Source organism: Nocardia sp. NPDC047654, from assembly GCF_043205035.1.
In the GTDB taxonomy this organism is placed as follows: Bacteria; Actinomycetota; Actinomycetes; order Mycobacteriales; family Mycobacteriaceae; genus Nocardia.
In genome coordinates this window covers 1,573,183-1,595,112 of record NZ_JBIDDF010000001.1, presented here as the reverse complement: position 1 = coordinate 1,595,112, position 21,930 = coordinate 1,573,183, and the positions used below count along the sequence as shown (strand labels likewise).

The window sequence follows — 21,930 nt, the reverse complement described above, 5'->3', positions numbered from 1 at the left end:
CGCGGCGGCTGCGCGGCGGTCGGGACCTGTGAACCCTCACACCTGCCGCAGCCAGGCCACGAAAAGCAGCGCGCCACCCGCGGCCAGCACTACCGCGGCCGGAGCAGGCCACCACGGCCCGTTCCGGCCGAGCAGGCCGCGGATGAGCCGCAATTGGAACGCGCCCAGCCCGGCGAGGACCAGCAGCCAGATCGGCAGCAGCCCGACGCCGAGCGCCGCGTGCACCGCCCATGCACCCGCCGAAGTGGGACCGCCCCAGGATCCTTCGAGATTGTCGCTCGCGACGACCGGAAACAAGATCCCGCGGAAGGCGGCGACGATCGCCAGGAAGGCCAGAAACCAAGCCGTCAGGCCGACCGTGCCACTGAGCACCGAGTGCGAGACCGACCGGGTGACGGAGAATTTGTGCGGCAGAACGGATTCACCGAGCAGTCGCCGCGGCACGCGCAGCCGGGTCGGAATTCGCCGCACCGCCAGCGGGAGCGCCCAGAGCGCGTAGGCGGCGTAACGCAGGAGTGCCCGAAACCACGACATACCGCCGACGGTAGCGCTGTTCGGCCCGCGATTCACCGTAGCAGGCCCGCGTGCACCAGATCGTCGAACAGCATCTGGTCGACCGGAGGGACGAGGGGGCGGTCGGCATAGGAGAACCACGCGACCTCTTCGATCTCGCTGCTCGCGGCGAGCGTTCCGCGGTAATCCGCGGTGTAGCAACTCATCCGCACCACCGCTCCGTCCGCCGGACCGTGCGGCGCCTCATAGATGCCGACGTGCGCGGCGGTCTCCGGCAGCAGCGCGACGGTGAGTTCTTCCTCGATCTCGCGCAGCAGCGTCTGCAGATCGGTCTCGGCGCCTTCGCGCTTGCCGCCCGGGATGTAGAAGACGTCCTTGCCGCGCGGTCTGGCGCACAGGATCCGTCCGTCCTCGATGCGCACCCATGCCACCGTGTCGATCAACTGCCGCACTCGCCCGTCCGCCACCGCCGCAGCCTATCGCCGCGCGACGACGAACGCGGAATGGGCAGCGCCCGCCTCACCCGGCCGGAATGAGGGATGGGTCCTTGGCGCCTGGGCCGAGAACGGGACGCAGGCCGCGCGGCGCGATGCGCTCACCGCACTCCGAGCACACCGGCTCGACGGTCGCGAGGTTCCCGCACGCGGCGTGCACGGTCTGCACCGGCGGGCCGTCCGGCGCGGCCCATTCGTCACCCCACTGCCGCATCGCGGTGACGACCAGCCACAACGAGCGGCCTTTCGTGGTGAGCCGGTAGTCGTAGCGAACCGGATTGTCCTGATAGGGCTCTCTGGTCAGCACGCCGTGCTCCATCAGATGCTCGAGACGCTGGGTGAGGACATTGCGGGCGATGCCGAGCCGGGCGTGGAAGTCGTCGAAGCGCGTCACGCCGAACAGGGCGTCGCGCACGATCAGCAGCGTCCACCATTCCCCCACCACCTCGAGGCACTGGGCCAGCGAGCAGTTCATGTCCTCGAAGCTCGTCCTGCGCATATCCGTCAGCATAGTCAGTTGCTTGACAGAACTCACTTATCTAGTGTGCGTTGCATGAAGCAACTCACTACGCGGACGCTCGCCGAGGAGTTCGCGCTCACCGACGCCGGCGCGGGCCGGTGGCAGGCGCGGGTCGACCGGTCCTGGCGCGGATGGACCGGACCGCACGGCGGCGTGATCGCGGCGCTGCTCATCGAGGTGGCTCGCGCGGCGGCTGCCGAACCGTTGCCGGTGCGGGCCGTAGACCTGCGGTTCCTGGGCCGCCCCACCGAGGATGTCCTGACCTTTCGCGCGACCGAGCACACGGTCGGTCGCAGCACAGTAGTGCTGGACGTGCACGCCGAGCAGGACGGCAGCCCGGTTGCGGCGGCGTCCGTCACGCTCGGTCGCACCGTGGACTCGAGCGTCCCGAACTACGCGGGCGCACCGGCACCGCGGGTGCCCGATGTCGATTCCTGCGCGCGGTTCGCCCTCCCGCCCGAACTCGTGCCCGCGGGCGCCCACTTCGACATCCGCCCCGCGGCGGGGCCGCTGCCGCTCACCGGGGCGGACGAACCGATGATGTGCGCCTGGATCGCACTCCGCCCCGAGCTGCCCGCGGACGCGGCGACCCTCGCCATCCTCGCCGACGCTCTGCCGCCCGCGATATTTCCCACGCTGCGCGCGCCCGTCGCGATCCCCACGGTGACGCTGTCGATGCACGTGCACGGCGCGCCCACCGGTGGCCTGCCGGTGCTGGTTCGCACAGTGAACGCCTCTACCGGCGGCGGCTGGTCGGTCGACGACACCTCGATCTGGGACCGGAGCGGCCTGCTGCTCGCCTCGGCCCGCCAGACCCGCCGCGTGCTCGGCTGAAACGGAGAAGATCATGCCATCCCCTGCCGCGGCGCCCAACCGGGCCGCCGCCGACTTCCGGGCCGTGCTCGCCGTCGTCTCGATCGGCGTGCTGCTGTCGAGCCTGGATCTGTTCATCGTCAACGTCGCCCTTCCGGACATGTCCGCCGATCTCGGCGGAGCGCGGATCTCCGGGCTGTCCTGGGTGCTCAACGCCTATGCGATCGTGTTCGCCGCACTGCTGGTCCCGGCAGGACGACTCGGCGACCGCCGCAGCATTCGAACCACCTTCCTGCTGGGGTTGGTGATATTCGTCGCCGGGTCGGCACTGTGCGCGACCGCCTGGGACGTCGGGTCGCTGGTGCTGTTCCGCGTCCTGCAGGCCGTCGGCGGCGCGCTGCTGACGCCCGCCTCACTCGGCTTGGTGCTCGCGGCCGCCCCGCCGCAGCGCCGCGCCGCAGCGGTGCGGCTGTGGGTCGCCTTCGGCGGCCTCGGGGCGGCACTCGGCCCGGTGCTGGGCGGGCTGCTCGTCGAATTCGGCTGGCGCTGGGTGTTTCTGGTCAACGTGCCGTTCGGCTTGATCGCGGTGGTCGTCGGCGTGCGGATGCTGCCCGATCCCGAAGGCGACGGCGGGCGGATGCCCGACCTGTTCGGCGCGGCGCTGTTGGTCGGCGCGATCGCCGGGCTGGTGCTCGGACTGGTGAAGGGTACGGACTGGGGTTGGTCGTCGGCGGGCGTGCTCACCGCGTTCGCCGTGGCGGCGCTGTTGACGGTGGCGTTCGTGGTCTCCTCGGCCAAGCACCACAGCCCGGTGGTGGATCCGGCCCTGCTGCGCGCACCCAACTTCGCCTGGATGACCGGCAACGCCGTCTTCTTCAACGTCGCCTTCGGCGCGATGCTGCTGTCGGTGGTGCTGTGGGCGCAGAACGTCTGGGGCTGGTCGGCGATACGCACCGGTCTGGCCGTCGCGCCCGGCCCGCTGATGGTGCCGGTGATCGCGATCCTGGCGGGGCGGCTGATCGGGCGGATCGGCGCCGGGCCGGTCATCGCGGCGGGCGGGATCGTCTTCGGTGCGGGCATGCTGTGGTGGGCGCGAGCGATCACCTTGACGCCGGACTACGTCGGCGGCTTGCTCGGCGGGATGGTGGTCAGCGGCATCGGTGTCGGCCTCACCCTGCCGACCGCCTTCGCGGCCGGCACCAGCGGACTGCCGCCACAGCGGTTCGCCACCGGGTCGGCCGTGCTGAGCATGGCGCGCCAGATCGGTCTCGCGGTCGGGGTCGCGGTGCTGGTCGCGGTGCTCGGCTCACCCGCCGATCCGGAAGCGACACTGGAGGCGTTCCGGCGCGGGTGGTACGTGACGGCCGCGGTCGCGGTCCTCGCCGGTGTGGTCGGCGTAGCCGCCCGCATGCCGAAACCCGCTACCGCGCAACCGGAATCGGCCACCGAGTCGGCCGTCGCCTGATCCGCCGGGTCTGCCTGAGGCGACGGCTCAGCGGCTGAGGCGCCGGAATCGCCGGTCCGCGAGCGGCAGGAAAACCGCGGTGCTGAGCAGCGGCCGCACCACGGCCATCGGCGACGAGTGCTGCTCCAGCCAGGAATCCCCGCCGCGGATCGGCGGACCGGACAGCTCGCGGGTTCGCGGCCACGGTCCACGCCGCGATGAAGCCCAGCCGGTCCGGTGGCCCCGCTGCATCGCTACCCGGCCCGCACCGTAAGGCTTTCGCGCCCTGCGGTCAGCGCCACGTGCGCGACAGCGGCGTCCAGCCCCCGCTTCGGCACCGGCGCATCGTCGAACATGGTGATCTCGACGGCGTCCTCGGTGAGTTCCCAAGTGCCCGCGATACGTCCGCCCACCACGACGATCGGTGAGATCCAGCCCGCGGTCCGGCTCACCTTCGCACGGTGGGCGGCGGGCAGCGCGACGGTGTCACCGGTGCCCGGTCCCAGCACGTACTGGTCGAAGGCGCCGAGCAGGTGCACCGTCGCGCTCGGCGCGGCGGCGGCCAGCGCGTCGACCTGATCGGTCGGCAGAAAGCCGCGGCGGCCCTCTACGTCGACTTCGGTGAGCAGGTCACCCAACTCGGCGAACCAGCGCCGCACCGTGGATTTGCGCAGACTGTTGCGGCTGAGCCAGGCGTCGAAGGTCTCCGGCGTCGCCGGGCCGTAGGCGCCGAGATAGCCGAGGATCGCCGCGGGCGCCGCGGCATCCGGCTCGGGCAGGCCGGGCCAGTCGCGCACCAGCTGGGCGGGACGGGCGAACGTCACCTTGGCGCCCCGCGACGGGCCGTGGCAGAGCACCCCTTGCCAGGCCAAAGGTTTGAGCAGCGCGCCCCAGCCGGAGCGCAATTCCTCACCGAGCCGGTGGAAACCCGGCTCGGACACCAGCGCCTCGACCAGTTCCTCGCGGGTGAGCACCGCGCCGTCGAGCACCTCGGCGACCGCCTCGGCCAGCGCGGCCACCTCCGCGGGCGAGGCGCCGAAGTTCTTCTGCCAGGCGGGCTTCTCCCAGGTGCGGGCCGAGCCGATGAGCGCAAGGCAGGCGGCGGCCAGATCCGGAGTGAGCGCGTGCAGGGTGCCGCGCATCGCCCAGGTCTTCATCAGCGTGCCGTCCCCGAGCGCGCGAACCAGCCCACCCGGTTCCGGTTTCGTACTGCGCAGCCCGACCGCCAGTTCCGCCGCGGAGGCGACCTGGGCCTGCACGCCGCACAAACGCCCGGCGATGGCTACCGCACCCTCGTCCGCACGGGACCGGACATACTGACGATCCAGCCGCCAGGCGAAGACCTGATCCCAGGTGGCCCGCACGCGCGCTCCTTCTCCCACACTCAGCTCAGCAGCGCGCCGACACCGGCTACCGTCGCGGCCGCCAGCGCCGACCCGGTCACAGTCATCGCGATCACCCCGAGCAGGGCGGTGCGGGTGGTCGCTCGCCGGATCGCGCCGACCGGGTCGGCCAGCCGCTCGGCGCGGGCCAGTACCGCCGTGCCCGCCGCGGCCAGCGCACCCGGGGGCGCGGGCTCGACGATGCCGACGATCGCCAGCAACCCGCCCAATAACGGCAGCGAACCGTGCTCGTCGGCGGCCTTGTCGTCGGCGCACATCTCCAGCAGCCGGGCGATCTCCGCGGCACCGACGGTGAACAAGCGCAGTCCCGGCAGCGTGGTGGCCACCGCGCGCAGCACCGCCGACAACGCCGCGTGCCTGCCGGACAGGTGCGCGCGCTCGTGCGCGAGCACCGCGGCCAGCTGGTCGTCGTCCAGCACGTCCAGCGCGGCGGTGGTGACCACGATGGTGTCGGGCCGTCCCGGCACGCAATACACCTGCCGCTCCGGCGAATCGAGCACGACCGCACCGATGCCCGGCACCGGCCTGCCGACCAGGCGGACGGCCCGGGCGTGGACGCTGGTGCGCCTGCGCATGTCCACCACGACACCCACCGCGCGCGCGATGAGCGCCACCGTGCCGGTGGCCACCAGCGCCGCCACGGCGAATGTGGCCGCCCGGGTGGCCGCCGCGCCGTGCACATGCATGGGCGTCCACAGGAACGACACGCAGGAGCGCAGCGCGTCCTTCGGATGTCCCCAGTAGGTGGCGAACTCGATGGTCACCACCGTCGCGGCGATCCCCCAAGCGCAGAGAGCGCCGACGATCGCGACGACCCAGGCGATCACGCCCAGCCGCGGCGCGATGCCGCGGTGGGTCAGACTGCGCAGCACGGGCGGACCGAAAGTCGCCACGACGCTGCCGTACAGCGTCAGAGCGAGGGCCAGGTTCACGGGACTTCTGGTGACTTGCGCGCCGCGAGTCTGCGCAGCGCGGCGCGCAACCCGGCCGACTCCTCGGCGCTGATCCGATCGACGAAATGACTGAGCACCAGATCGGAGCGTCCGCCGGAACCCAGCGCTTCGAGCATGAGCCGGGCGCTGTGCTCCTCCCTGGTGAGCGTCGGCCAATATCGATAGGCCTTACCGGCGCGTTCGCGGGCCAGCCAGCCCTTGCGATGCAGGTTGTCCATGGTCGACATCACCGTCGTATAGGCGATGTCGCGCCGAGCCGACAGGTCGTCGAAGATCTCGCGCACCGTTGTGTCCTCTGCGTCCTGATCCCAGATGCGGTCCATGATCACCGCCTCCAGATCCCCGAATCCACGCACCGTACCGACTCCCTCATCCGAGCTGTGCCCCGTCGTGGGAACAGGGTACCGGTTACGGCCGGTTACTACGGAGGCAACCAGTAGATCCGTCCGCGCCGATCAGGGCTACCGGATGCCTCGCACGACTGGGGCCGCGCCCTCACGCCGGGTCGCGCGGCGTCCGATCGAGCATGGCGAGGTAGGTGTCGAGCTGGGCCGCGCCGGCGAGAAGATTGCGACTGCGCATCGTCAACCGGTCCTGCCAGGAGTCGAGGAAAGCACTCGACGCGTCCGCCCCGCCCGCCGCGCGCAGCGACTCGACGAACCGCGCGACCTGGGACAGCCGGTAGCCGCCCCGGCGCAGCTGTCGTGCGATCTCGGCGTCGCGTACGCAGTCCGGTCCGTAGTGGCGGTAACCCGTCGCCCGGTCACGGTCGGGGCGCAGGATGCCATGGGACTCCCACATGCGCAGTGTCGCCGCGTGCACGCCGAGCCGGCGCGCCAGTTCGCCGACGGTCAGCGGTCGGCCGTGGACAGGGGTAGGCCTCGTGCGGGCCAGGCCGCCCAGGGCCGTCGCGACCTCGGTGCGGGTGTCGCGTTCGGTGAGCAGCGCGACGTGCGCGGTGTCGATGAGCCGGAAGGCGGACTCGGAGTCGCCGCTGTTGGTCGCGCGCAGGATGTCCGTCGCCTGCCGGTGCCCGTGGCCTGCGCGCAATGCGAGGAAGGCGCGCAGCGCCTGCGCGTGCAGGGCCGTATAGCGCCGGTACCCGGCCTCGGTGCGCTCGGTGGGCGGAAGGATGCCCGCGTCGTCGTAGTTGCGGATCGCCTGTGCGGACAAACCGTGTTCCCGGGCGAGGTCGATCGGCCGCAGCTCACACCTCCGATTGAGGCTTTGATCTCCGAATACCAGGGATCAGTCACAAAAGTTTCACTCGAATGTTCAACGATACTGTCGAGGGCAGTTCCTTCTGGAAAGGGGTGCTCATGTCCACTGCCGCAGCACTGCGTGCCGCCGGCCGCCAACTCGACGACCCGGCAAGCCTGGGCCGTGCCCTCGACGAACTGCTCGGCGCGCGGACCGAGCCGACGGCCCTGCTGGCCCTCGGCGAGCCGACGCACGGGGTCGAGGCGTTCCCGTTGTTACGCAACGAGATCCTCTGTCACCTCGTCGAACGGGGGTACCGGTCGATCGTGCTGGAGACCGATGTCTTCGCCGCGTCCGTTGTCGACGACTACGTGGCGGGGGCCACCGCGGACCTCGACACGGTGCTCGCGACGGGGTTCAGCCACGGGTTCGGCGCGGTGCCGGGCAACCGCGAACTCGTCGAATGGCTCCGCACGCACAACGCCACCCGGTCGCCGTCGGACCGGGTTCGCTTCCACGGCTTCGACGCTCCGGTGGAGCACTCCGGCGCCCCGAGTCCGCGACGCGCACTGTCCTCGGTCACCGACTATCTGCCCGCGGCGCTGCGGCCCGGATCGGTCCGCGACCTCGACGCACTGCTCGGCGAGGACGCGGACTGGACGAACCAGGCGGCCATGTTCGACCCGGCTGCGTCCATCGGCGACTCGGACCGCGCTCGTGCCCTGCGCGTCGTCGCGGACGATCTCGCCTGCGCCCTGCATCGCGCGGCACCCGGCCTGCGTCGCGCCGACCCGACCGGCTACGACCACGCCGTCGCGCACGCGCGCACCGCCCAGGGCCTGCTGCGCTACCACGCGGCCATGGCCGGTTCCGCACCCGATCGCATCGCGACCCTGCTCAGCGTGCGCGCCGAGATGATGGCCGAGAACCTGCTCGCGATCGTCGCGCAGGAGCGGCGACGCGGACCGAGCCTGGTGTTCGCGCACAACGCGCACTTGCAGCGCGCGCAGTCCCACACGCCGATCGGCCGGGACGAGGCGAACTGGGGCAGCGCCGGCGCGCTCATCGAACTCACCCTCGGCGAGCGCTACGTATTCGTGGCAACCGACGCCAGTCCTGACAGTGAGCCGGGCACCCTCCAGCGCGTGTTGGCCGAGGCGACCTCCCGCCGTGCCCTGTTCCCGGCCCAGGCCCTGCGCGGCGCGCTCGCTCCGTCGATCGGCACGAGCGCACCTTTCGTGCCCGGCCACATCCCGCTCACCCCGGCGGACCTGGACGGCGCCGATGCGGTCATCTTCGTCGCCGACACCGACGGAAAGCGGCATCAGTACTGGTAGCTTCGGCCCCGCCGCTGATCCCCGCGCACGGGCGCCTCGGCGGGCACTCCGAGCAACCCAGGGAGTTCGACACACCCGACGGAGGCTTATGCGAACATATGTTCGTGTCCGATGCGTCCGTCCCCCGCAGGCCCCGGATACTCGCGCGGCCGGAGGCATCGATCCTGCATGCCGACCTCGACTCGTTCTATGCCTCGGTCGAGCAGCGTGACGACCCGCGGCTGCGCGGCAAGCCGGTGATCGTCGGCGGCGGCGTCGTCCTGGCGGCGAGCTACGAGGCGAAGGCGTTCGGGGTGCGCACCCCGATGAACGGCGGGCAGGCGCGCCGGTTGTGCCCGCACGCGATCGTGGTGCCGCCGCGGATGTCGGCCTACGCCGAGGCGAGCAAGGCCGTCTTCGAGATCTTCCGCGACACCACGCCCGTAGTGGAGGGCATCTCCATCGACGAGGCCTTTCTCGACGTCGGCGGGCTGCGCCGGATCGCGGGCGACCCGGTCGCCATCGCGACGCGGCTGCGCGCGCGAGTCCGCGACCGGGTCGGCTTGCCCATCTCGGTGGGCATCGCCCGCACCAAGTTCCTCGCCAAGGTGGCCAGCGCCGTCGCCAAGCCCGACGGGTTGCGGCTGGTCCCGCCGGACGGTGAACTGGAGTTCCTGCATCCGCTGCCGGTGGAGAGACTCTGGGGTGTCGGCGACGTCACCGCGCGCACGTTGCACGCGCATGGCATCACCCGCGTCGGGCAGCTGGCCGAACTCGGCGAGCGTCCGCTGCGGGCGATACTCGGTCCCGCCGCCGCCCGCCACCTCTATGCCCTGTCCTGGGCGCGGGATCCGCGTCGCGTCGAGACCGGCAGGCGGCGGCGTTCGATCGGCGCCCAGCGCGCCCTCGGGCGCAAGCGCCGTCCTCCCGACGAGATCGAGGCCTACCTGCACGGGCTCACCGATCGGCTGGGCAGGCGGCTGCGCGCCGCCGACCGGGTGTGCCGAACGGTCGTGCTGCGGCTGCGTTTCGACGATTTCACCCGGGCCACCCGCTCGCACACCCTCGCCCAGGCCACCGACCACACCGAGACGATCCTGTTCGCGGCCCGCGCTCTGCTCACCGGCGCGATGCCGCTCATCCAGGAACGGGGCCTCACCCTGATCGGCCTGGCGCTGACCAATCTCGACGACGCCGACACCGTCCAGCTCTCGCTGCCCTTCGAGGCGCGCGCCACCGGCGCCCTCGACGCGACCCTCGACGACTTACGCAAGCGTTTCGGCTCCGCCGCCGTCACCCGCGCGACCCTCCTGCACCGGGGCGAGGGCCTCTCGGTCCCGCTCCTCCCCGACTGACGCCGACGGCGCTCGCGGTACCGGGCAGCGGCCGCGCCATCCCTCAGTACGACCGTTTCGGCCGCTTGTCCATCAACCGCAGGATCAGCGGCGTGAAGATCAGCTGCATGGCCAGCTCCATCTTGCCGCCGGGTACAACGATGCAGTTCGACCGCGACATGAACGAGTCGTGCAGCATCGACAGCAGATAGGGGAAGTCGATCACCTTCGGGTCGGCGAACCGGATCACCACGAAACTCTCGTCCGCCGTCGGAATGGTGCGCGCGATGAACGGATTGGACGTGTCCACCGTCGGCACGCGCTGGAAGTTGACGTAGGTGCGGGAGAATTGCGGGCAGATGTAGGTGACGTAGTCCGGCATCCGCCGCAGGATCGTGTCGATCACGGCCTCGCTGGAGTAGCCGCGCTCGGTCTTGTCCCGGATCACCTTCTGAATCCACTCCAGATTGATGATCGGCACGACGCCGACCAGCAGATCGGTGTACCGGGCCACATCGACCGTGGAGGTGACCGCCGCACCGTGCAGGCCCTCGTAGAACAGCAGATCGCTGCCCGGCGGCAATTCCTCCCACGGCGTGAAGGTTCCCGGTGACTGTCCGTAGGGCTTGGCCTCGGTCTCGTCGTGCAGGTATCGGCGCACGGTCCCGACGCCGGTCTCGCCGTAGTCGCGGAACAGCGTCTCCAGTTCTTTCAGCAGGTTGGCTTCCTCACCGAAATGCGAGAAACGCAGATTGCGGGTCTGCTCGGCCTCGGCCATGGCCAGTTTCATCTCGTTGCGGTCGTAGCGGTGGAACGCGTCGCCCTCGACAACGGCCGCGGTGACTCCCTCGCGGCGGAAGATCTCCTGGAAGGTCCGGGTCACGCTGGAGGTGCCCGCCCCGGAGGATCCGGTGATCGCGACGACCGGGTGCTTGACCGACATGGTTCTCCTCTTCAGCGCTGGGCCGGACGAAACAGCGACCGCCTGCCGAACAGCGAACTGTCGAAGCTGGGCCCCTCGTCGGGTTCACGGTGATACCGCTCGATGCGCTCCACTTCGTTGCGGGAGCCGAAGATCAGCGGCACCCGCTGGTGGACATCCCCGGGCAGCACTTCCAGCACCCGCTCGCTGCCGGTGGTCGCCGCGCCGCCGGCCTGCTCGACGATGAACGCGATCGGGTTGGCGCCGTAGAGCAACGCCACCCGCCCCGGACGCGCGGGCGGGCGGGTGTCGCGCGGATACAGGTACACCCCGCCCCGCGTGAGGATGTGGAAGGTGTCGGCGACCAGCGATGCCACCCAGCGCATGTTGAAATCCCGCTCGCGTGGCCCGTCCACGCCGTCCAGGCACTCGTGCACGTAGCGGCGCACGGGTCGCTCCCAGAAGCGCTCGTTGGCCGCGTTGATCGCGAAACCGGAGGTGTCCTCGGGAATGCGCATCCGCGGGTGGGTCAGCACGAACGCGCCGATCTCCCGGTCCAGGGTGAACCCGTCCACGCCGCTGCCGGTGGTCAGCACCAGCATGGTCGCGGGCCCGTACAGCGTGAACCCCGCGCACACCTGCTCGACACCGGACTGCAGGAAGTCATCCGCGGCCGGACCCTCCTGCGACCCGGTGTCCCGCACGGGCGCGCGCAGCACGCTGAAGATCGTGCCCACCGGAAGGTTCACGTCGATGTTCGACGAACCGTCCAGGGGATCGAACGCGAGCAGGTATTTCCCGCGCCGATGTGTGGCGGGCACCGGATGGATCTCGCTGATCTGTTCGGAGAGCAACGCCGAAAGATGGCCGGTCCACTGGGTTTCGGCGACCATGATGTCGTTGGCGATCACGTCCGGTTCGCGGTGCACCGTCGGCGGGGGGTTGTCCGGCCCCGAGGGGCCGAGCGATCCGACGATCGCGCCGCGGGTGACCTGATTGGCGACGATCTTCGTCGCGGTCGCGATCACGTTCACCAGGGCGGAGAACTCACCGGACGAGCCGGGATGCCGATGCTCCTGCTCGATGGTGTAGCGGGTGAGGGTCTTCAGTCCTTCTGGCATAGCGCCTCGATCTCGTCACCGGGGGGCTCGTGCGGCGGGCCCGGGGTCGGTGAACACGCTGCTGCCGTACACATCCTGATCGGTGAGCGTGATCAAATCGGTCTTGGTCAGTGGTCTGCGCAGCTCGACGAGCCGCTTGGCCTGCCGCAACCGGCAGCGGTCCAGCGCATTGCGAACGCTGCGCGCGTTGGAGAAGCGCGGACGGGCCATCCGGTGTTCCAGGTACTCCCCGAAAGCGCTGCGCGCCGCGTCGTCGAAATGGAAGTTCTCCGCGGCCACCATGAGTCCGGCGATGTCCAGCAGCTCGGCGTGGGTGTAGTCGGCGAACTCCAAGTGGTGGGCCACCCGCGAGGACAGGCCGGGGTTGGCCGAGAAGAAGCGATCCATCCGGTCCGGGTATCCCGCGAAGATCACCACCAGGCTGGCGCGCTCGTTCTCCATCTCCTGCAACAGGATCTCGATCACCTCCTGCCCGTAATCGCGTTCGTTCTCCGGCCGGAACAGGTAGTAGGCCTCGTCGATGAACAGCACGCCGCCCGCCGCCTTGGCCAGCGCCTCCTTCGTCTTGGGAGCGGTGTGCCCGATGAACTGGCCCACCAGGTCGTCACGAGTGACGGAGTGTACCTTGGGTTTGCGGATGTAGCCGAGCGCGTGCAGCATCTGCGCCATCCGCAATGCCACCGTGGTCTTGCCCGTGCCCGGCCCGCCGGTGAAGCTCATGTGCATGGTCGGCCGCGATGAAGTCAGCCCGAATCGTTGCCGCGCGCGGTCGATCAGCAGCAGCGCCGCGATCTCGCGCACCCGCCGCTTCACCGGGGCCAGGCCGATCAGTTCCGCGTCCAGTCTGCGCAGCGTCTCCTCGACGTCGTGGCCTGCGATGTCGGCCGACAGATCCAGCACCGCGTCCTCGCCCAGGATCTCCGGCGCCTCCGTTTCGGCGGGCGCCGTCCGCACCGCGCCGGGAACATCGGTCCCCGGCCGGTGCAGACGGAATCCCGAGCCGTTGGGCTCAGCCGCCATACCGGTCTCCCGGGCGGACGGTCGTGGCATACGAGTGCAGGCCGTAGGTCTGCCTGCGGTCCGGTCCCTCGGTGCGGGTCAGCACGAAGCCGGGCTCGTCGGGCGGCCGCTGCACCAGGAAACTCAGTGCTGTCGTCTGCCTGGTATAACGGGCGTCGTAGGCCAGCACCCGCACGTAGTGCCGCGGGAAAGTGGCTCGGCAGGCGTTGATCTCGGCCAGGACACCGTCGGGCTCGTCCAGGTCGAACAGCGGCAGTCCCCACATCTCCCAGTAGGCGTTGCGTGGATGCGGATCGTCGGTGTATTCGATGGATACCGGCCAGCTGTTGAGCAGCGCGTAGCGCACCTGGGCGGCGATCTGCTCATCGGTCAGCGGCGGCAGGTAGCAGAACGTTCCGTGCCGTAGATACATCGGTTGGTCCTTCCGGGATGGTCAGCGGCTGGCCGTCGGCACGGCGTCCGGCGCGTCGGTGGAGGTGTAATCGAAGGTGACATCGCCCCAGGTAGCGAGGGCGACGTCGAGCGGGCGGCAGATCTCGGCCGCCTTGCGCAACACCTCGGGGCCCTCCTTCAGCAGGTCACGGCCCTCGTTGCGGGCCTGCACGACCGCCTCCAGCGCGACCCGGTTCGCCTCCGCGCCCGCGGCGATGCCGAGCGGATGCCCGATCGTGCCACCGCCGAACTGCAACACCACGTCGTCGCCGAACAGGTCGAGCAACTGATGCATCTGCCCGGCATGGATACCGCCGGAGGCCACCGGCATCACGCCGGGCAGGCTCGCCCAGTACTGGTCGAAGAAGATCCCGTTGGCCGGCTCGGTCCGGATGTGGTTGTCCCGCAGAGTGTCGTAGAACCCTTTGGTCGTCGCGGGATCGCCCTCCAGCTTGCCTACCACGGTGCCCGCGTGCAGATGATCGACGCCGATCAGCCTGCACCACTTGGCCAGCACCCGGAAACTGACACCGTGCGTCTTCTGCCGGGTGTAGGTGGAATGCCCGGCGCGATGCAGATGCAGCAGCACCCCGTTGCGGCGCGCCCAGTGCGACATCGACTGCATCGCGGTGAATCCGACGGTGAGGTCCATCATGATGACGACGCTGCCGAGTTCCTTGGCGAACTCCGCGCGCTCGTACATCTGCTCCATCGACGCCGCGGTCACATTGAGGTAGTGGCCTTTGATCTCGCCGGTCTCGGCCATCGCGCGGTTGACGCCCTCCATCGCGAACAGGTATCGGTCGCGCCAGCGCATGAACGGCTGGGAGTTGATGTTCTCGTCGTCCTTGGTGAAATCCAGGCCGCCTTTGCACGCCTCGTAGATCACCCGGCCGTAATTGCGCGCCGATAGCCCGAGTTTCGGTTTCACCGTCGCACCGAGCAGGGGCCTACCGTATTTGTTGAGATATTCGCGTTCCATCACCGTGCCGTGCGGCGGCCCCTGGAACGTCTTCACGTATGCCACCGGAATGCGCATGTCTTCCAGCCGCAGCGCCAGCAGCGGCTTGAAACCGAACACGTTGCCGATGATCGACGAGGTCAGGTTGGTGATCGATCCCTCCTCGAACAGGTCGAGATCGTAGGCGATGTAGGCGAAGTACTCGCCCGGCCGACCCGGGACCTCGTCGATGCGGTAGCACTTCGCCTGATAGCGCGAGTGCGCGGTGAGCCGGTCGGTCCACACCACAGTCCAAGTGGCCGTGGAGGATTCACCCGCCACCGCGGCGGCCGCCTCGATCGGATCGACGCCGTGCTGCGGGGTCACCCGGAACACGGCTAGCACGTCGGTCTCCGTCGGCTGGTAGTCGGGCGCGTAATACCCCATCGAGGCGTAGGTTTGGACACCCGGATCCCAGCGGTCGCGTTCGATTTCTTCGGCCATCGTTCCTCCTGCTGTGCCACTGCGGGACACCCGCACCCGGGCGAACGGGCGTGCCTTGGGATTTCCAGGATGACTTGCCGGATACCGACAAACAATTTGATTGTTTCTCGCGATACTCAACGTTTTCGTCGAGTTTGTTACCGTCGTTCGATGGGTATGGTGAGCGCGGCACGGATGGAAACCTTCCTGGCCGTCGCCCGCCACGGCGGCATTCGCCGCGCCGCGGCGCAACTGCACATCACCGAAGCCGCCGTCTCCGCGGCCGTCGCGCATATCGAGAAACAGCTGGGGGCGAAGCTGATCGCGAAGTCCGGCCGCGGCATCACGCTCACCGAGGCAGGCCGCGTCTACGCCGAATACTGCCGCGGCATCCTCGGCCTGATGAAGGAGGCGCAGGCCGCGGTGCGCCGCGCCGAGACCGGGCGCCTGCGGATCGGCGTGGTCGCCACCGCGGGTGAATACGTTCTGCTGCGGCCGCTCGCGTCGTTCCGCCGCCGGTTCCCCGACATCGAACTGAGCCTGTCGGTGCATCCGCGCGACGCGCTGTTCCTCGAATTGCAGCATCACGAAACGGATCTCGTCATCGCGGGCCGCCCACCGCGCGACACCGGGCTGGTGGTGCGCGCCCGGCGGCCGAGCAGCCTGGTCGTGGTCGGCCTGCCGGAATTCGATCCGCTGCACGCCACCTGGCTGCTGCGCGGGCGTGGCTCCGGCACCCGCGAGGCCACCCTCGGCCTGCTCGACCAGCTGCGGATCGAACCGGCCACGCTGACCCTCGGTTCGCACGGCGCCGTCCTGGCCGCCGCGCGAGAAGGCCTCGGCGTCACGCTGATCCACAGCGATGCCATCTCCCATGATCTGGAGAACGGTGTGCTGCGCGTGCTGCCGGTCGAGGGCACTCCGCTGGACCGTCCGTGGCATGCCATCACCACTGGCACTCCGACGCCGACCACCCGGCTGTTCCTCACCCATCTGCTCGACCCGGCCGAGGTCGGGTCCGACGCCTTCCACCCCGGTTGATCGCGCTCCCGGGCACGGCGGCCGGGCGCGGAGAATCGCCGGATCGATGTGACAGACTGGCTGCCATGACCCGAGGGGACATACCGTCCGACGTGTCCGACACCGCGCGCTGGGTCGCGGCCTACCGTGCGCGCGAGACGACGCGCCGGGACGCGCTGTTCCGCGATCCGCTCGCCGACCGGCTGGCCGGAGAACGCGGCCATGCCATCGCCGACAGCGCACCCTCCATGATGCGGGACGGGTGGCCGATCGTCACCAGGACCAAGCTGATCGACGACCTCGTCGCCAAAGCGATCACCGAGGGTTGCGATCGTGTGCTCAACCTCGCCGCCGGCCTGGACACCCGACCCTATCGGCTCGAGCTCCCGGCCGAGCTGCTCTGGATCGAGGCGGACCTGCCGGGGATCGTCGCCGAGAAGGACGACGCGCTCGCCGGTGAGACGCCGCACTGCGTCCTCCTGCGCCGAGCGGTCGATCTGGCCGACCCCGAGGCCCGCGGGAAGTTCCTCGACGAGGCGCTCGGCGCGATCGGCCCGGTCACCGCCCCTGCGTCGAAGGCACTGGTGCTCACCGAGGGGCTGCTGATGTACCTCGATCCGCCTACGGTCACCGACCTGGCGGACGCCCTGACCCGTCCCGAAATCGCCTGGTGGCTGCTCGACCTGAGCCTGGGCATGAAGAAGATGCGTTCCGGGGACACCTTCGCCAACGCGCCGATGAAGTTCGAGCCACCCGACGGCGTCCGCTTCTTCGAAGACCTCGGCTGGCAGCCGGTCGAGCTGGAGAACCTGCTGGTGCACGCCCGCAAGTTCCGCCGTGCACCTTGGTACCTGCGCCCATTCACCTATCTCCCCCAGCCCGACCCCCGCAAGCCTATGCGCAACCCCTGGTCGGGCATCATCCGCTTCCGCCACGCCTGACCACGGCCGCCGCCGCGGACCGTGGCGATCGGCGCTGCGGCCCGCGGTTACAGCTGGCCGTGCTGAGAGTCGAAGGTCAGGACCCGGCCGCCCAGTTGGATCTGGGCGCCCGGGGCGAGGGTTATCGGTAGGCCAGGGGCCGCCCGGACCCAGTCCTGGCGTCCGGGATGACGAATGTGGGTGCCGTTGGTGGAACCGCCGTCCACGACCGTGACGTCCCAGTCCACGAGGCGGATCTCCGCGTGTGCTCGCGACATCCCGCCGGAGCTGTCCTCCAGCCGTATCGGGCGCGCGCCACGCGCGACCGCCTCTGAATACTCCGGCTCGCGACCGAGAACGCAGTCGTTGTCCAGCACGAACGACGTGCCGTCGTCTAGTAGCAGCACACCCAGCGGTGGGCGAACCCCTTCGCTGAGCACGCAGGTGAGCTGATCCATCCGGATGCCGCACACCGCGCAGAACGACACTCGCGGATCGTTGTGATGATGCCGGGCGCACTGGAAGCCGTGCACGATCACCCGGTGCCCCAGCGGGTTCGAACCGGTCGAGCCGAGCGCGTCCGCGACGACCTCGGAGGAGGGCACCATCGTCTCGGCGAGATTCGCGTCGTTGGCGATCGCGTATTCCCGATCGGTGCGATGGGCGGGCCGCGCCGGACCCTGCTCGGAACCCGGCGTTACCGGCTGCGCGACCGGGGGTGTCATGCCTTCGCGTGGCGCGGCCCGCCGCGGCGCCGCCTGGAGATCGACTTCCGTTGCGGTGTCGTTGGATTCCTCACCTTTGCGCAGACTCGGCGCCCGCCGTGGCGGCGCTCCGGACACCTGCTCGGAACCCGGCTGTGTCGCGAGACGATGCGGTTGCTGCGCGAGCTGCGGCCCCGTGGCAGGGTGCGGTTGCGACGCCGCGACCGAGGGCGGCTCCGGGACGACAGGCGGTTCGGCCGCTGCTCGTCCTTCGAGGCGCCGCGGCGCCGCCGTTCGCCGGGGTGCGAGGCCGGGCTCCCGTGCCGATGTGGCCGGGGGCGGCTCGTGCGCCGATCGGGATGGCCGCATGGACTCGGTGACGCCCCGGTTCTCCGGTTCGCCGTCGATCGCGCCGGGCAGCGCACCCGGCCACCGCACCGCACCCGACCCCGGAGCGGTCCCCTCGCCGAGCGCGAAGATCCCGCGTCCCGGCAGGGCCTCCGCCGCCCAGCCCGCCTCGTCCACGAACAATCCCGCGCCGCCGACGGGTGCGGGAGTCACCATGCGGTCGACGGTGAATCCGGCGTCCCGGCCGCGCAGCACCTCCGGGTGGCCGGGACCGGCGAGCACCGCGGTGACCCCACCGTGCAGGAACACCGCGAGGCCGTCGTCCACCGGCGTGATCACCCCGAATTCGACCTCGTCCTCCTCACCGTTGGACAGGCTCATCAGCCACGTCGTGGCCAGTCGCGCCACCGCACGCCCGCTGCGACGCCGGTCGCGCGCGACGGCTTCACGCACGATGTCCAGCAGCGCCGTCATCGTCCGGGCCGCCATCGTCTCCGCCGTCACGGCGCTGTCGCCCCGATGCGCGACGACCACGACCACGCCGCTCGCACTCGCCACCAGATGGGCGCCGGGCAGCACCTCGATCTGCGCGCTCACAGGAATCGGCCGCCCTGGAACCGCCACCGGTGGAACACCACCCGCATCGGCCCGTTCACGATGAGCCAGAAGACGATCCACGTGAGAACGAATTGAATGCCGAACGCCGCAGGCGAGGGACGCAGATGTTCGGGCAACACCACCGTGGTGTGGCGCACGAGGACCCACATCAGCGCCCCCTCGTTGACGATGGTGACCAGACCGAACAGAGTCGGCCAGTCCTTCTCCCAGCGGAACTGCTGCAGGAAATGGTAGAGCAATTCCCAGAGCACACCGACCAGAACGGTAGCCAGCAGGACCGACAACGTCACCCGGTACGCCTGACCGATGCTCCACGAGCCGGTCGGCAGAAACGGGGTGATGATCAGCGCGACGACGAAGCCGATCACGCTCAGCGCGAGAAGACGGGTCTGGATTCGCCCGTTCAAGGTAGGAAGCATGTGCTCAGATCTTCTCGTTCGTAAACCACAGCCACCATTGCCGCGTCGAGCGCAGCGGACCCATCCTGCGGCAGAACCCGACCGCGGCCAGATCGTCGGCGATCTCCTGCGCGGCGATCTGCAGCCCCAGGAAAGTGTCCACACCGGCGAACGGCCCGCCCAGTGTGGCGCTGCCGGAGGCGTACATCCGCCCGGCGCCGCTGCGGGTGCCGATCAGCTCGAACGAGGTGTCCACGTCGAGCCTGCCCAGCGGATTGCGCCCGGCGCCGGCGTGGTCGAGCAGGTCGGCCAGCAGACGGTGCTCGCGGATGTCGGCTTCCAACCCGGTGCAGTCGACGATGTAGTCGACGGTCGTGTCGAACGGTTGCGTCGGCGGCGGAAACGGCAGCGGCGCAGTGGCGTCCGGAAGAATCGTCGCGACCACGCCTTGGCGTCCCCCTGCGGGGCGCGGAGCCCGCATCGTGCCCGCCATCACCTGATACCACCCCTCCCTGCGGCCCCGGCGCAACTGTTCCTGCCAGTTGTCCCGGATCGGGGTATTGGTGCCGGAGATCTCCTTGTACGCCCGCGCCCGTTCCTCACCTTGCAGGTTGCGCACTTTCTGCTTCAACTGACCGCCCCACACCGACTTCGGGTAGTTGAACCCCTGATAGGCCCACCCGTCGCCGCCCTTGCGCCTGCTGAAGATGTTCTTGCCGTGCGGGCCTGCGACATACGTGCGGAACAGGTGCAGGATCCGGGTGTCGAGCCGGTACTTGTCGCGGTCGTCGATGAGCCGTTGCAGGACGCGGCTGGCCACGATTCCGCTGCCGCGGATCAGCACGGTACCGGGGCGCCGCTGCAGCGCCTGGTAGACGTGCTCGTGCGGCTCGTAGGCGTTGACCACCCGCGTCGGGTCACGGTGGGTCTCGCGATACTCCTGCAGGTCCGGCAGTAGCTTCAGACCCGGATACCCCACCGCCACATGGACATACGTGCTGCGGAAGGCGACCCGCTTGGTCGGCGCCGCACCCGCCGGCGGGGTGAGGATGGTGAAATATCCGCCGCCCTGGCGCTTGCGCACCATGCGTACCTGGCCGCGATGCAGGGACCGGGCGTAGCCGATGCGGTGGAACTCCCGCTCCATGGCGGCGAACGCCTGGCCCGCGCGCGGGGTGTAGTAGTTGGCGAAGATGGGCTCGACGAAGACGTTCCACAGCGGTTTGATCGACTTGTCCGCGACGGCCTCCCGCACCGCGTACGAGGGAAAACCCCACATGTTGTCCGGCATCGAGGCCGAGTCGCTGCGCAGGCGCTCGCCGCGCGGAATCTGCGAGACCCGGGTCAGGTACTCGTAGGAGGCCCAGGGGTGCTCCTGCGGGCCGAGCACCGCCATCGCCTCGGCGGGCACGCCGAAGATCCGCAGCGTGTCGTAGGTGACGAACGATCCGATTCCGCTGCCGATGGTCACGAACGGCACGTCGATCACCGGAATCCCGGCGCTGCCCAGCATTTCATCGGTCCATACGTCGGTGCCGACGAGGGCCTGGGTGATATCTCCCCGCATTGGGCGGACTCTACCGGCAGATTCTTATCAACTGCTTGCCATCGGCTTTCGGCCGATGATGCCGCTGCTGACGCGCGGTGCACGACGCGCGCGACACCATCTGCGCCGAACCTGCCACGCGGTCCGCCCTCGCGGACGTACCATGCCGTTCGTGGCCGATTCCCCTCGTTCCACCCCTCTGCGGGTTCTCGTGTACAGCAACGACGCCGACACCAGGCGCCAGGTGATCCAGGCCTTGGGCAAGCGTCCCAGCCCGGAGTTACCGGAGTTCGAGTACCTCGAGGTCGCCACCGGTCCGGTGGTGATCGCGCAGATGGATGCCGGTGGCATAGACCTGGCCGTTCTGGACGGTGAGGCGAGCCCGACCGGCGGACTCGGCATCGCCAAGCAATTGAAGGACGAAGTGGACGCCTGCCCGCCGATTCTGGTGCTGACCGGGCGTCCGGACGACGCCTGGCTGGCGAACTGGTCCCGCGCGGAGGCCGCGGTGGCGCATCCCATCGATCCGCTCCGGCTCACCGAGGCCGTTGTCGCGCTGCTGCGCAGCCGTTCCGCGGTCTGAAGACCGAGGCCCCACCTCGTACCATTCATAGCGATCATGAATTAGTCGCGGACAGCTCCCGAGCGCGCTTCGGCGCGGAGAAAGCCCGTTTCAAGCCTTCCCTCGACAGCCCTCCCGGGCACCGCGCATCCCTTGCCGTTGCGGACTCTGATCCCGCTCGGGACCACATTCGACATCGCGATATCCGCCGTCGGCCACCAGCCAACTGACCGTTCACCCAACGACGCGAGCGCCTGCGCGGATTACCACCGTTTCGGTCATAAATGCTTGTACTGAATTCGATCAAACGGCGGCCCCAAACCCGCTGCGGAGCGACCGTTCGGTTGTAGGCTGTGCCCTACCTCACACGGAACCGGATCCAGGAATGACCGGTTCCGAGTGGAGCCGAGGGGCGAGTCCGTTCGAGGCGGACACCGACGTCAGCCCGCCTCGGACGCTGTTATCAGCTGCAGCTCGCAAGAGGGGAAGTGCAGTCGTGAATATCGAGGTGCCGACGCTCGTACTCGGCGCGATCGCGGCGGCGTTCGCGCTGTTCTCCATCGCCCTATCGGCCCTGGTCGGGCCGAAGCGGCGCAATCGGGCGAAGCTGGAACCGTACGAATGCGGGATCGAACCCACCCCGCATGCCGTGGCGGGGGGTCCAGGAAACGTTACGGGACAACGCTTTCCGGTGAAGTACTACCTCACCGCGATGTTGTTCATCATCTTCGACATCGAGATCGTGTTCCTCTACCCGTGGGCAGTCCACTTCGATGCGCTCGGTCTCTTCGGTCTCGCCGCGATGGCGTTGTTCATCGTCAACGTCTCGGTGGCCTACGCCTACGAGTGGAAGCGCGGCGGTCTCAGTTGGGACTGAATGCCGCGCAACCGAATTCGTAGCAGACG

23 protein-coding genes are annotated in these 21,930 nt (G+C 69.5%); 8 read left to right on the top strand and 15 right to left on the bottom strand.

Annotated elements, in window-relative coordinates:
• Nucleotides 1-36: 36 nt before the first annotated feature.
• From ACGF7Y_RS07560 to ACGF7Y_RS07550, 3 genes are read right to left on the bottom strand one after another with little or no spacing between them, the layout of a single operon-like run.
• The gene (locus tag ACGF7Y_RS07560; RefSeq protein WP_393230408.1) at nucleotides 37-534 is read right to left on the bottom strand and encodes a hypothetical protein; all 498 of its coding nucleotides are present in this window, start codon (nucleotides 532-534) and stop codon (nucleotides 37-39) included.
• Nucleotides 535-566: 32 nt separating this feature from the next.
• Nucleotides 567-980, bottom strand: coding sequence for an NUDIX domain-containing protein (locus ACGF7Y_RS07555; protein ID WP_084466480.1), 414 nt, complete (start codon nucleotides 978-980; stop codon nucleotides 567-569).
• A gap of 52 nt (nucleotides 981-1,032) precedes the next feature.
• Nucleotides 1,033-1,506 carry a winged helix-turn-helix transcriptional regulator gene (locus tag ACGF7Y_RS07550; RefSeq protein WP_393230405.1) on the bottom strand — a complete coding sequence of 158 codons (474 nt, stop codon included), beginning with the start codon at nucleotides 1,504-1,506 and terminating at the stop codon, nucleotides 1,033-1,035.
• Nucleotides 1,507-1,560: 54 nt separating this feature from the next.
• Here ACGF7Y_RS07550 and ACGF7Y_RS07545 point away from each other — a divergent pair, with 54 nt between their 5' ends.
• Nucleotides 1,561-2,361 (top strand): acyl-CoA thioesterase, encoded by an 801-nt coding sequence (locus ACGF7Y_RS07545; protein ID WP_393230402.1) that lies wholly within the window; start codon nucleotides 1,561-1,563, stop codon nucleotides 2,359-2,361.
• 13 nt (nucleotides 2,362-2,374) lie between these two features.
• Nucleotides 2,375-3,805 (top strand): MFS transporter, encoded by a 1,431-nt coding sequence (locus tag ACGF7Y_RS07540; RefSeq protein ID WP_393230399.1) that lies wholly within the window; start codon nucleotides 2,375-2,377, stop codon nucleotides 3,803-3,805.
• A gap of 233 nt (nucleotides 3,806-4,038) precedes the next feature.
• Here the strand turns inward: ACGF7Y_RS07540 and ACGF7Y_RS07535 are convergent, their stop codons facing one another.
• The 4 genes from ACGF7Y_RS07535 to ACGF7Y_RS07520 all read right to left on the bottom strand — a co-directional run bounded on the left by ACGF7Y_RS07535 (nucleotide 4,039) and on the right by ACGF7Y_RS07520 (nucleotide 7,346).
• The gene (locus ACGF7Y_RS07535; protein WP_393230396.1) at nucleotides 4,039-5,148 is read right to left on the bottom strand and encodes a DNA glycosylase AlkZ-like family protein; all 1,110 of its coding nucleotides are present in this window, start codon (nucleotides 5,146-5,148) and stop codon (nucleotides 4,039-4,041) included.
• 20 nt (nucleotides 5,149-5,168) lie between these two features.
• Nucleotides 5,169-6,119, bottom strand: a complete 951-nt coding sequence (locus tag ACGF7Y_RS07530) for a M56 family metallopeptidase (protein ID WP_393230393.1) — start codon at nucleotides 6,117-6,119, stop codon at nucleotides 5,169-5,171.
• Complete coding sequence (locus ACGF7Y_RS07525; protein ID WP_393230390.1) at nucleotides 6,116-6,496, bottom strand: BlaI/MecI/CopY family transcriptional regulator; 381 nt, start codon at nucleotides 6,494-6,496, stop codon at nucleotides 6,116-6,118. The genes ACGF7Y_RS07530 and ACGF7Y_RS07525 overlap by 4 nt, the downstream gene beginning before the upstream one ends.
• A 139-nt stretch (nucleotides 6,497-6,635) precedes the next feature.
• Complete coding sequence (locus tag ACGF7Y_RS07520) at nucleotides 6,636-7,346, bottom strand: MerR family transcriptional regulator (RefSeq protein WP_393231026.1); 711 nt, start codon at nucleotides 7,344-7,346, stop codon at nucleotides 6,636-6,638.
• Between the two features lie 113 nt (nucleotides 7,347-7,459).
• Between ACGF7Y_RS07520 and ACGF7Y_RS07515 the strand changes: the two genes are divergently transcribed.
• Together ACGF7Y_RS07515 and dinB are read left to right on the top strand one after the other, a co-directional pair.
• Nucleotides 7,460-8,677: an erythromycin esterase family protein gene (locus tag ACGF7Y_RS07515; RefSeq protein WP_393230387.1), complete on the top strand. Its 1,218-nt coding sequence runs from the start codon at nucleotides 7,460-7,462 to the stop codon at nucleotides 8,675-8,677.
• 98 nt (nucleotides 8,678-8,775) lie between these two features.
• Nucleotides 8,776-10,011: a DNA polymerase IV gene (gene dinB / locus ACGF7Y_RS07510; protein WP_393230384.1), complete on the top strand. Its 1,236-nt coding sequence runs from the start codon at nucleotides 8,776-8,778 to the stop codon at nucleotides 10,009-10,011.
• A gap of 43 nt (nucleotides 10,012-10,054) precedes the next feature.
• On the opposite strand, the gene ACGF7Y_RS07505 is transcribed toward dinB, so the two are convergent.
• The 5 genes from ACGF7Y_RS07505 to ACGF7Y_RS07485 are packed head-to-tail and all read right to left on the bottom strand — an operon-like array spanning nucleotide 10,055 to nucleotide 14,929.
• On the bottom strand, nucleotides 10,055-10,933 hold the full coding sequence (locus ACGF7Y_RS07505) for a phosphoribulokinase (RefSeq protein WP_393230382.1): 879 nt from the start codon (nucleotides 10,931-10,933) through the stop codon (nucleotides 10,055-10,057).
• An 11-nt stretch (nucleotides 10,934-10,944) separates the two neighbouring features.
• Nucleotides 10,945-12,033 (bottom strand): class 1 fructose-bisphosphatase, encoded by a 1,089-nt coding sequence (locus ACGF7Y_RS07500; protein ID WP_393230379.1) that lies wholly within the window; start codon nucleotides 12,031-12,033, stop codon nucleotides 10,945-10,947.
• 15 nt (nucleotides 12,034-12,048) lie between these two features.
• Nucleotides 12,049-13,053, bottom strand: a complete 1,005-nt coding sequence (locus tag ACGF7Y_RS07495) for an AAA family ATPase (protein WP_393230376.1) — start codon at nucleotides 13,051-13,053, stop codon at nucleotides 12,049-12,051.
• Entirely contained in the window at nucleotides 13,043-13,465 is a 423-nt protein-coding gene (locus ACGF7Y_RS07490; protein ID WP_043691098.1) for a ribulose bisphosphate carboxylase small subunit, read from the bottom strand. The genes ACGF7Y_RS07495 and ACGF7Y_RS07490 overlap by 11 nt, the downstream gene beginning before the upstream one ends.
• A 21-nt stretch (nucleotides 13,466-13,486) precedes the next feature.
• Complete coding sequence (locus ACGF7Y_RS07485; protein ID WP_393230374.1) at nucleotides 13,487-14,929, bottom strand: form I ribulose bisphosphate carboxylase large subunit; 1,443 nt, start codon at nucleotides 14,927-14,929, stop codon at nucleotides 13,487-13,489.
• A gap of 150 nt (nucleotides 14,930-15,079) precedes the next feature.
• On the opposite strand from ACGF7Y_RS07485, the gene ACGF7Y_RS07480 reads away from it, so the two are divergent.
• Together ACGF7Y_RS07480 and ACGF7Y_RS07475 are read left to right on the top strand one after the other, a co-directional pair.
• Complete coding sequence (locus ACGF7Y_RS07480) at nucleotides 15,080-15,949, top strand: LysR family transcriptional regulator (RefSeq protein ID WP_393230371.1); 870 nt, start codon at nucleotides 15,080-15,082, stop codon at nucleotides 15,947-15,949.
• A gap of 65 nt (nucleotides 15,950-16,014) precedes the next feature.
• Nucleotides 16,015-16,869: a class I SAM-dependent methyltransferase gene (locus ACGF7Y_RS07475; RefSeq protein ID WP_393230368.1), complete on the top strand. Its 855-nt coding sequence runs from the start codon at nucleotides 16,015-16,017 to the stop codon at nucleotides 16,867-16,869.
• Between the two features lie 47 nt (nucleotides 16,870-16,916).
• Here the strand turns inward: ACGF7Y_RS07475 and ACGF7Y_RS07470 are convergent, their stop codons facing one another.
• From ACGF7Y_RS07470 to ACGF7Y_RS07460, 3 genes are read right to left on the bottom strand one after another with little or no spacing between them, the layout of a single operon-like run.
• On the bottom strand, nucleotides 16,917-18,497 hold the full coding sequence (locus ACGF7Y_RS07470) for an FHA domain-containing protein (protein WP_393230365.1): 1,581 nt from the start codon (nucleotides 18,495-18,497) through the stop codon (nucleotides 16,917-16,919).
• Nucleotides 18,494-18,937, bottom strand: coding sequence for a hypothetical protein (locus ACGF7Y_RS07465; RefSeq protein ID WP_393230362.1), 444 nt, complete (start codon nucleotides 18,935-18,937; stop codon nucleotides 18,494-18,496). Before ACGF7Y_RS07465 ends, ACGF7Y_RS07470 begins: the two co-directional genes overlap by 4 nt.
• A 4-nt stretch (nucleotides 18,938-18,941) precedes the next feature.
• Nucleotides 18,942-20,483 (bottom strand): hypothetical protein, encoded by a 1,542-nt coding sequence (locus ACGF7Y_RS07460; RefSeq protein WP_393230359.1) that lies wholly within the window; start codon nucleotides 20,481-20,483, stop codon nucleotides 18,942-18,944.
• Between the two features lie 142 nt (nucleotides 20,484-20,625).
• Between ACGF7Y_RS07460 and ACGF7Y_RS07455 the strand changes: the two genes are divergently transcribed.
• Together ACGF7Y_RS07455 and ACGF7Y_RS07450 are read left to right on the top strand one after the other, a co-directional pair.
• Entirely contained in the window at nucleotides 20,626-21,045 is a 420-nt protein-coding gene (locus ACGF7Y_RS07455) for a hypothetical protein (protein ID WP_393230356.1), read from the top strand.
• A gap of 475 nt (nucleotides 21,046-21,520) precedes the next feature.
• Nucleotides 21,521-21,901, top strand: coding sequence for an NADH-quinone oxidoreductase subunit A (locus tag ACGF7Y_RS07450; protein WP_062969000.1), 381 nt, complete (start codon nucleotides 21,521-21,523; stop codon nucleotides 21,899-21,901).
• Nucleotides 21,902-21,930 lie beyond the last annotated feature (29 nt).

Excerpts from the sequence above, each read along its gene's own strand:
- ACGF7Y_RS07560 (WP_393230408.1), bottom strand. The coding sequence starts at position 534 with ATGTCGTGGTTTCGGGCACTCCTGCGTTACGCCGCCTACGCGCTCTGG.
- ACGF7Y_RS07550 (WP_393230405.1), bottom strand. The coding sequence starts at position 1,506 with ATGCGCAGGACGAGCTTCGAGGACATGAACTGCTCGCTGGCCCAGTGC.
- ACGF7Y_RS07545 (WP_393230402.1), top strand. The coding sequence starts at position 1,561 with ATGAAGCAACTCACTACGCGGACGCTCGCCGAGGAGTTCGCGCTCACC.
- ACGF7Y_RS07540 (WP_393230399.1), top strand. The coding sequence starts at position 2,375 with ATGCCATCCCCTGCCGCGGCGCCCAACCGGGCCGCCGCCGACTTCCGG.
- ACGF7Y_RS07515 (WP_393230387.1), top strand. The coding sequence starts at position 7,460 with ATGTCCACTGCCGCAGCACTGCGTGCCGCCGGCCGCCAACTCGACGAC.
- dinB (WP_393230384.1), top strand. The coding sequence starts at position 8,776 with ATGTTCGTGTCCGATGCGTCCGTCCCCCGCAGGCCCCGGATACTCGCG.
- ACGF7Y_RS07505 (WP_393230382.1), bottom strand. The coding sequence starts at position 10,933 with ATGTCGGTCAAGCACCCGGTCGTCGCGATCACCGGATCCTCCGGGGCG.
- ACGF7Y_RS07500 (WP_393230379.1), bottom strand. The coding sequence starts at position 12,033 with ATGCCAGAAGGACTGAAGACCCTCACCCGCTACACCATCGAGCAGGAG.
- ACGF7Y_RS07495 (WP_393230376.1), bottom strand. The coding sequence starts at position 13,053 with ATGGCGGCTGAGCCCAACGGCTCGGGATTCCGTCTGCACCGGCCGGGG.
- ACGF7Y_RS07490 (WP_043691098.1), bottom strand. The coding sequence starts at position 13,465 with ATGTATCTACGGCACGGAACGTTCTGCTACCTGCCGCCGCTGACCGAT.
- ACGF7Y_RS07485 (WP_393230374.1), bottom strand. The coding sequence starts at position 14,929 with ATGGCCGAAGAAATCGAACGCGACCGCTGGGATCCGGGTGTCCAAACC.
- ACGF7Y_RS07480 (WP_393230371.1), top strand. The coding sequence starts at position 15,080 with ATGGGTATGGTGAGCGCGGCACGGATGGAAACCTTCCTGGCCGTCGCC.
- ACGF7Y_RS07475 (WP_393230368.1), top strand. The coding sequence starts at position 16,015 with ATGACCCGAGGGGACATACCGTCCGACGTGTCCGACACCGCGCGCTGG.
- ACGF7Y_RS07465 (WP_393230362.1), bottom strand. The coding sequence starts at position 18,937 with ATGCTTCCTACCTTGAACGGGCGAATCCAGACCCGTCTTCTCGCGCTG.
- ACGF7Y_RS07460 (WP_393230359.1), bottom strand. The coding sequence starts at position 20,483 with ATGCGGGGAGATATCACCCAGGCCCTCGTCGGCACCGACGTATGGACC.
- ACGF7Y_RS07455 (WP_393230356.1), top strand. The coding sequence starts at position 20,626 with ATGCCGTTCGTGGCCGATTCCCCTCGTTCCACCCCTCTGCGGGTTCTC.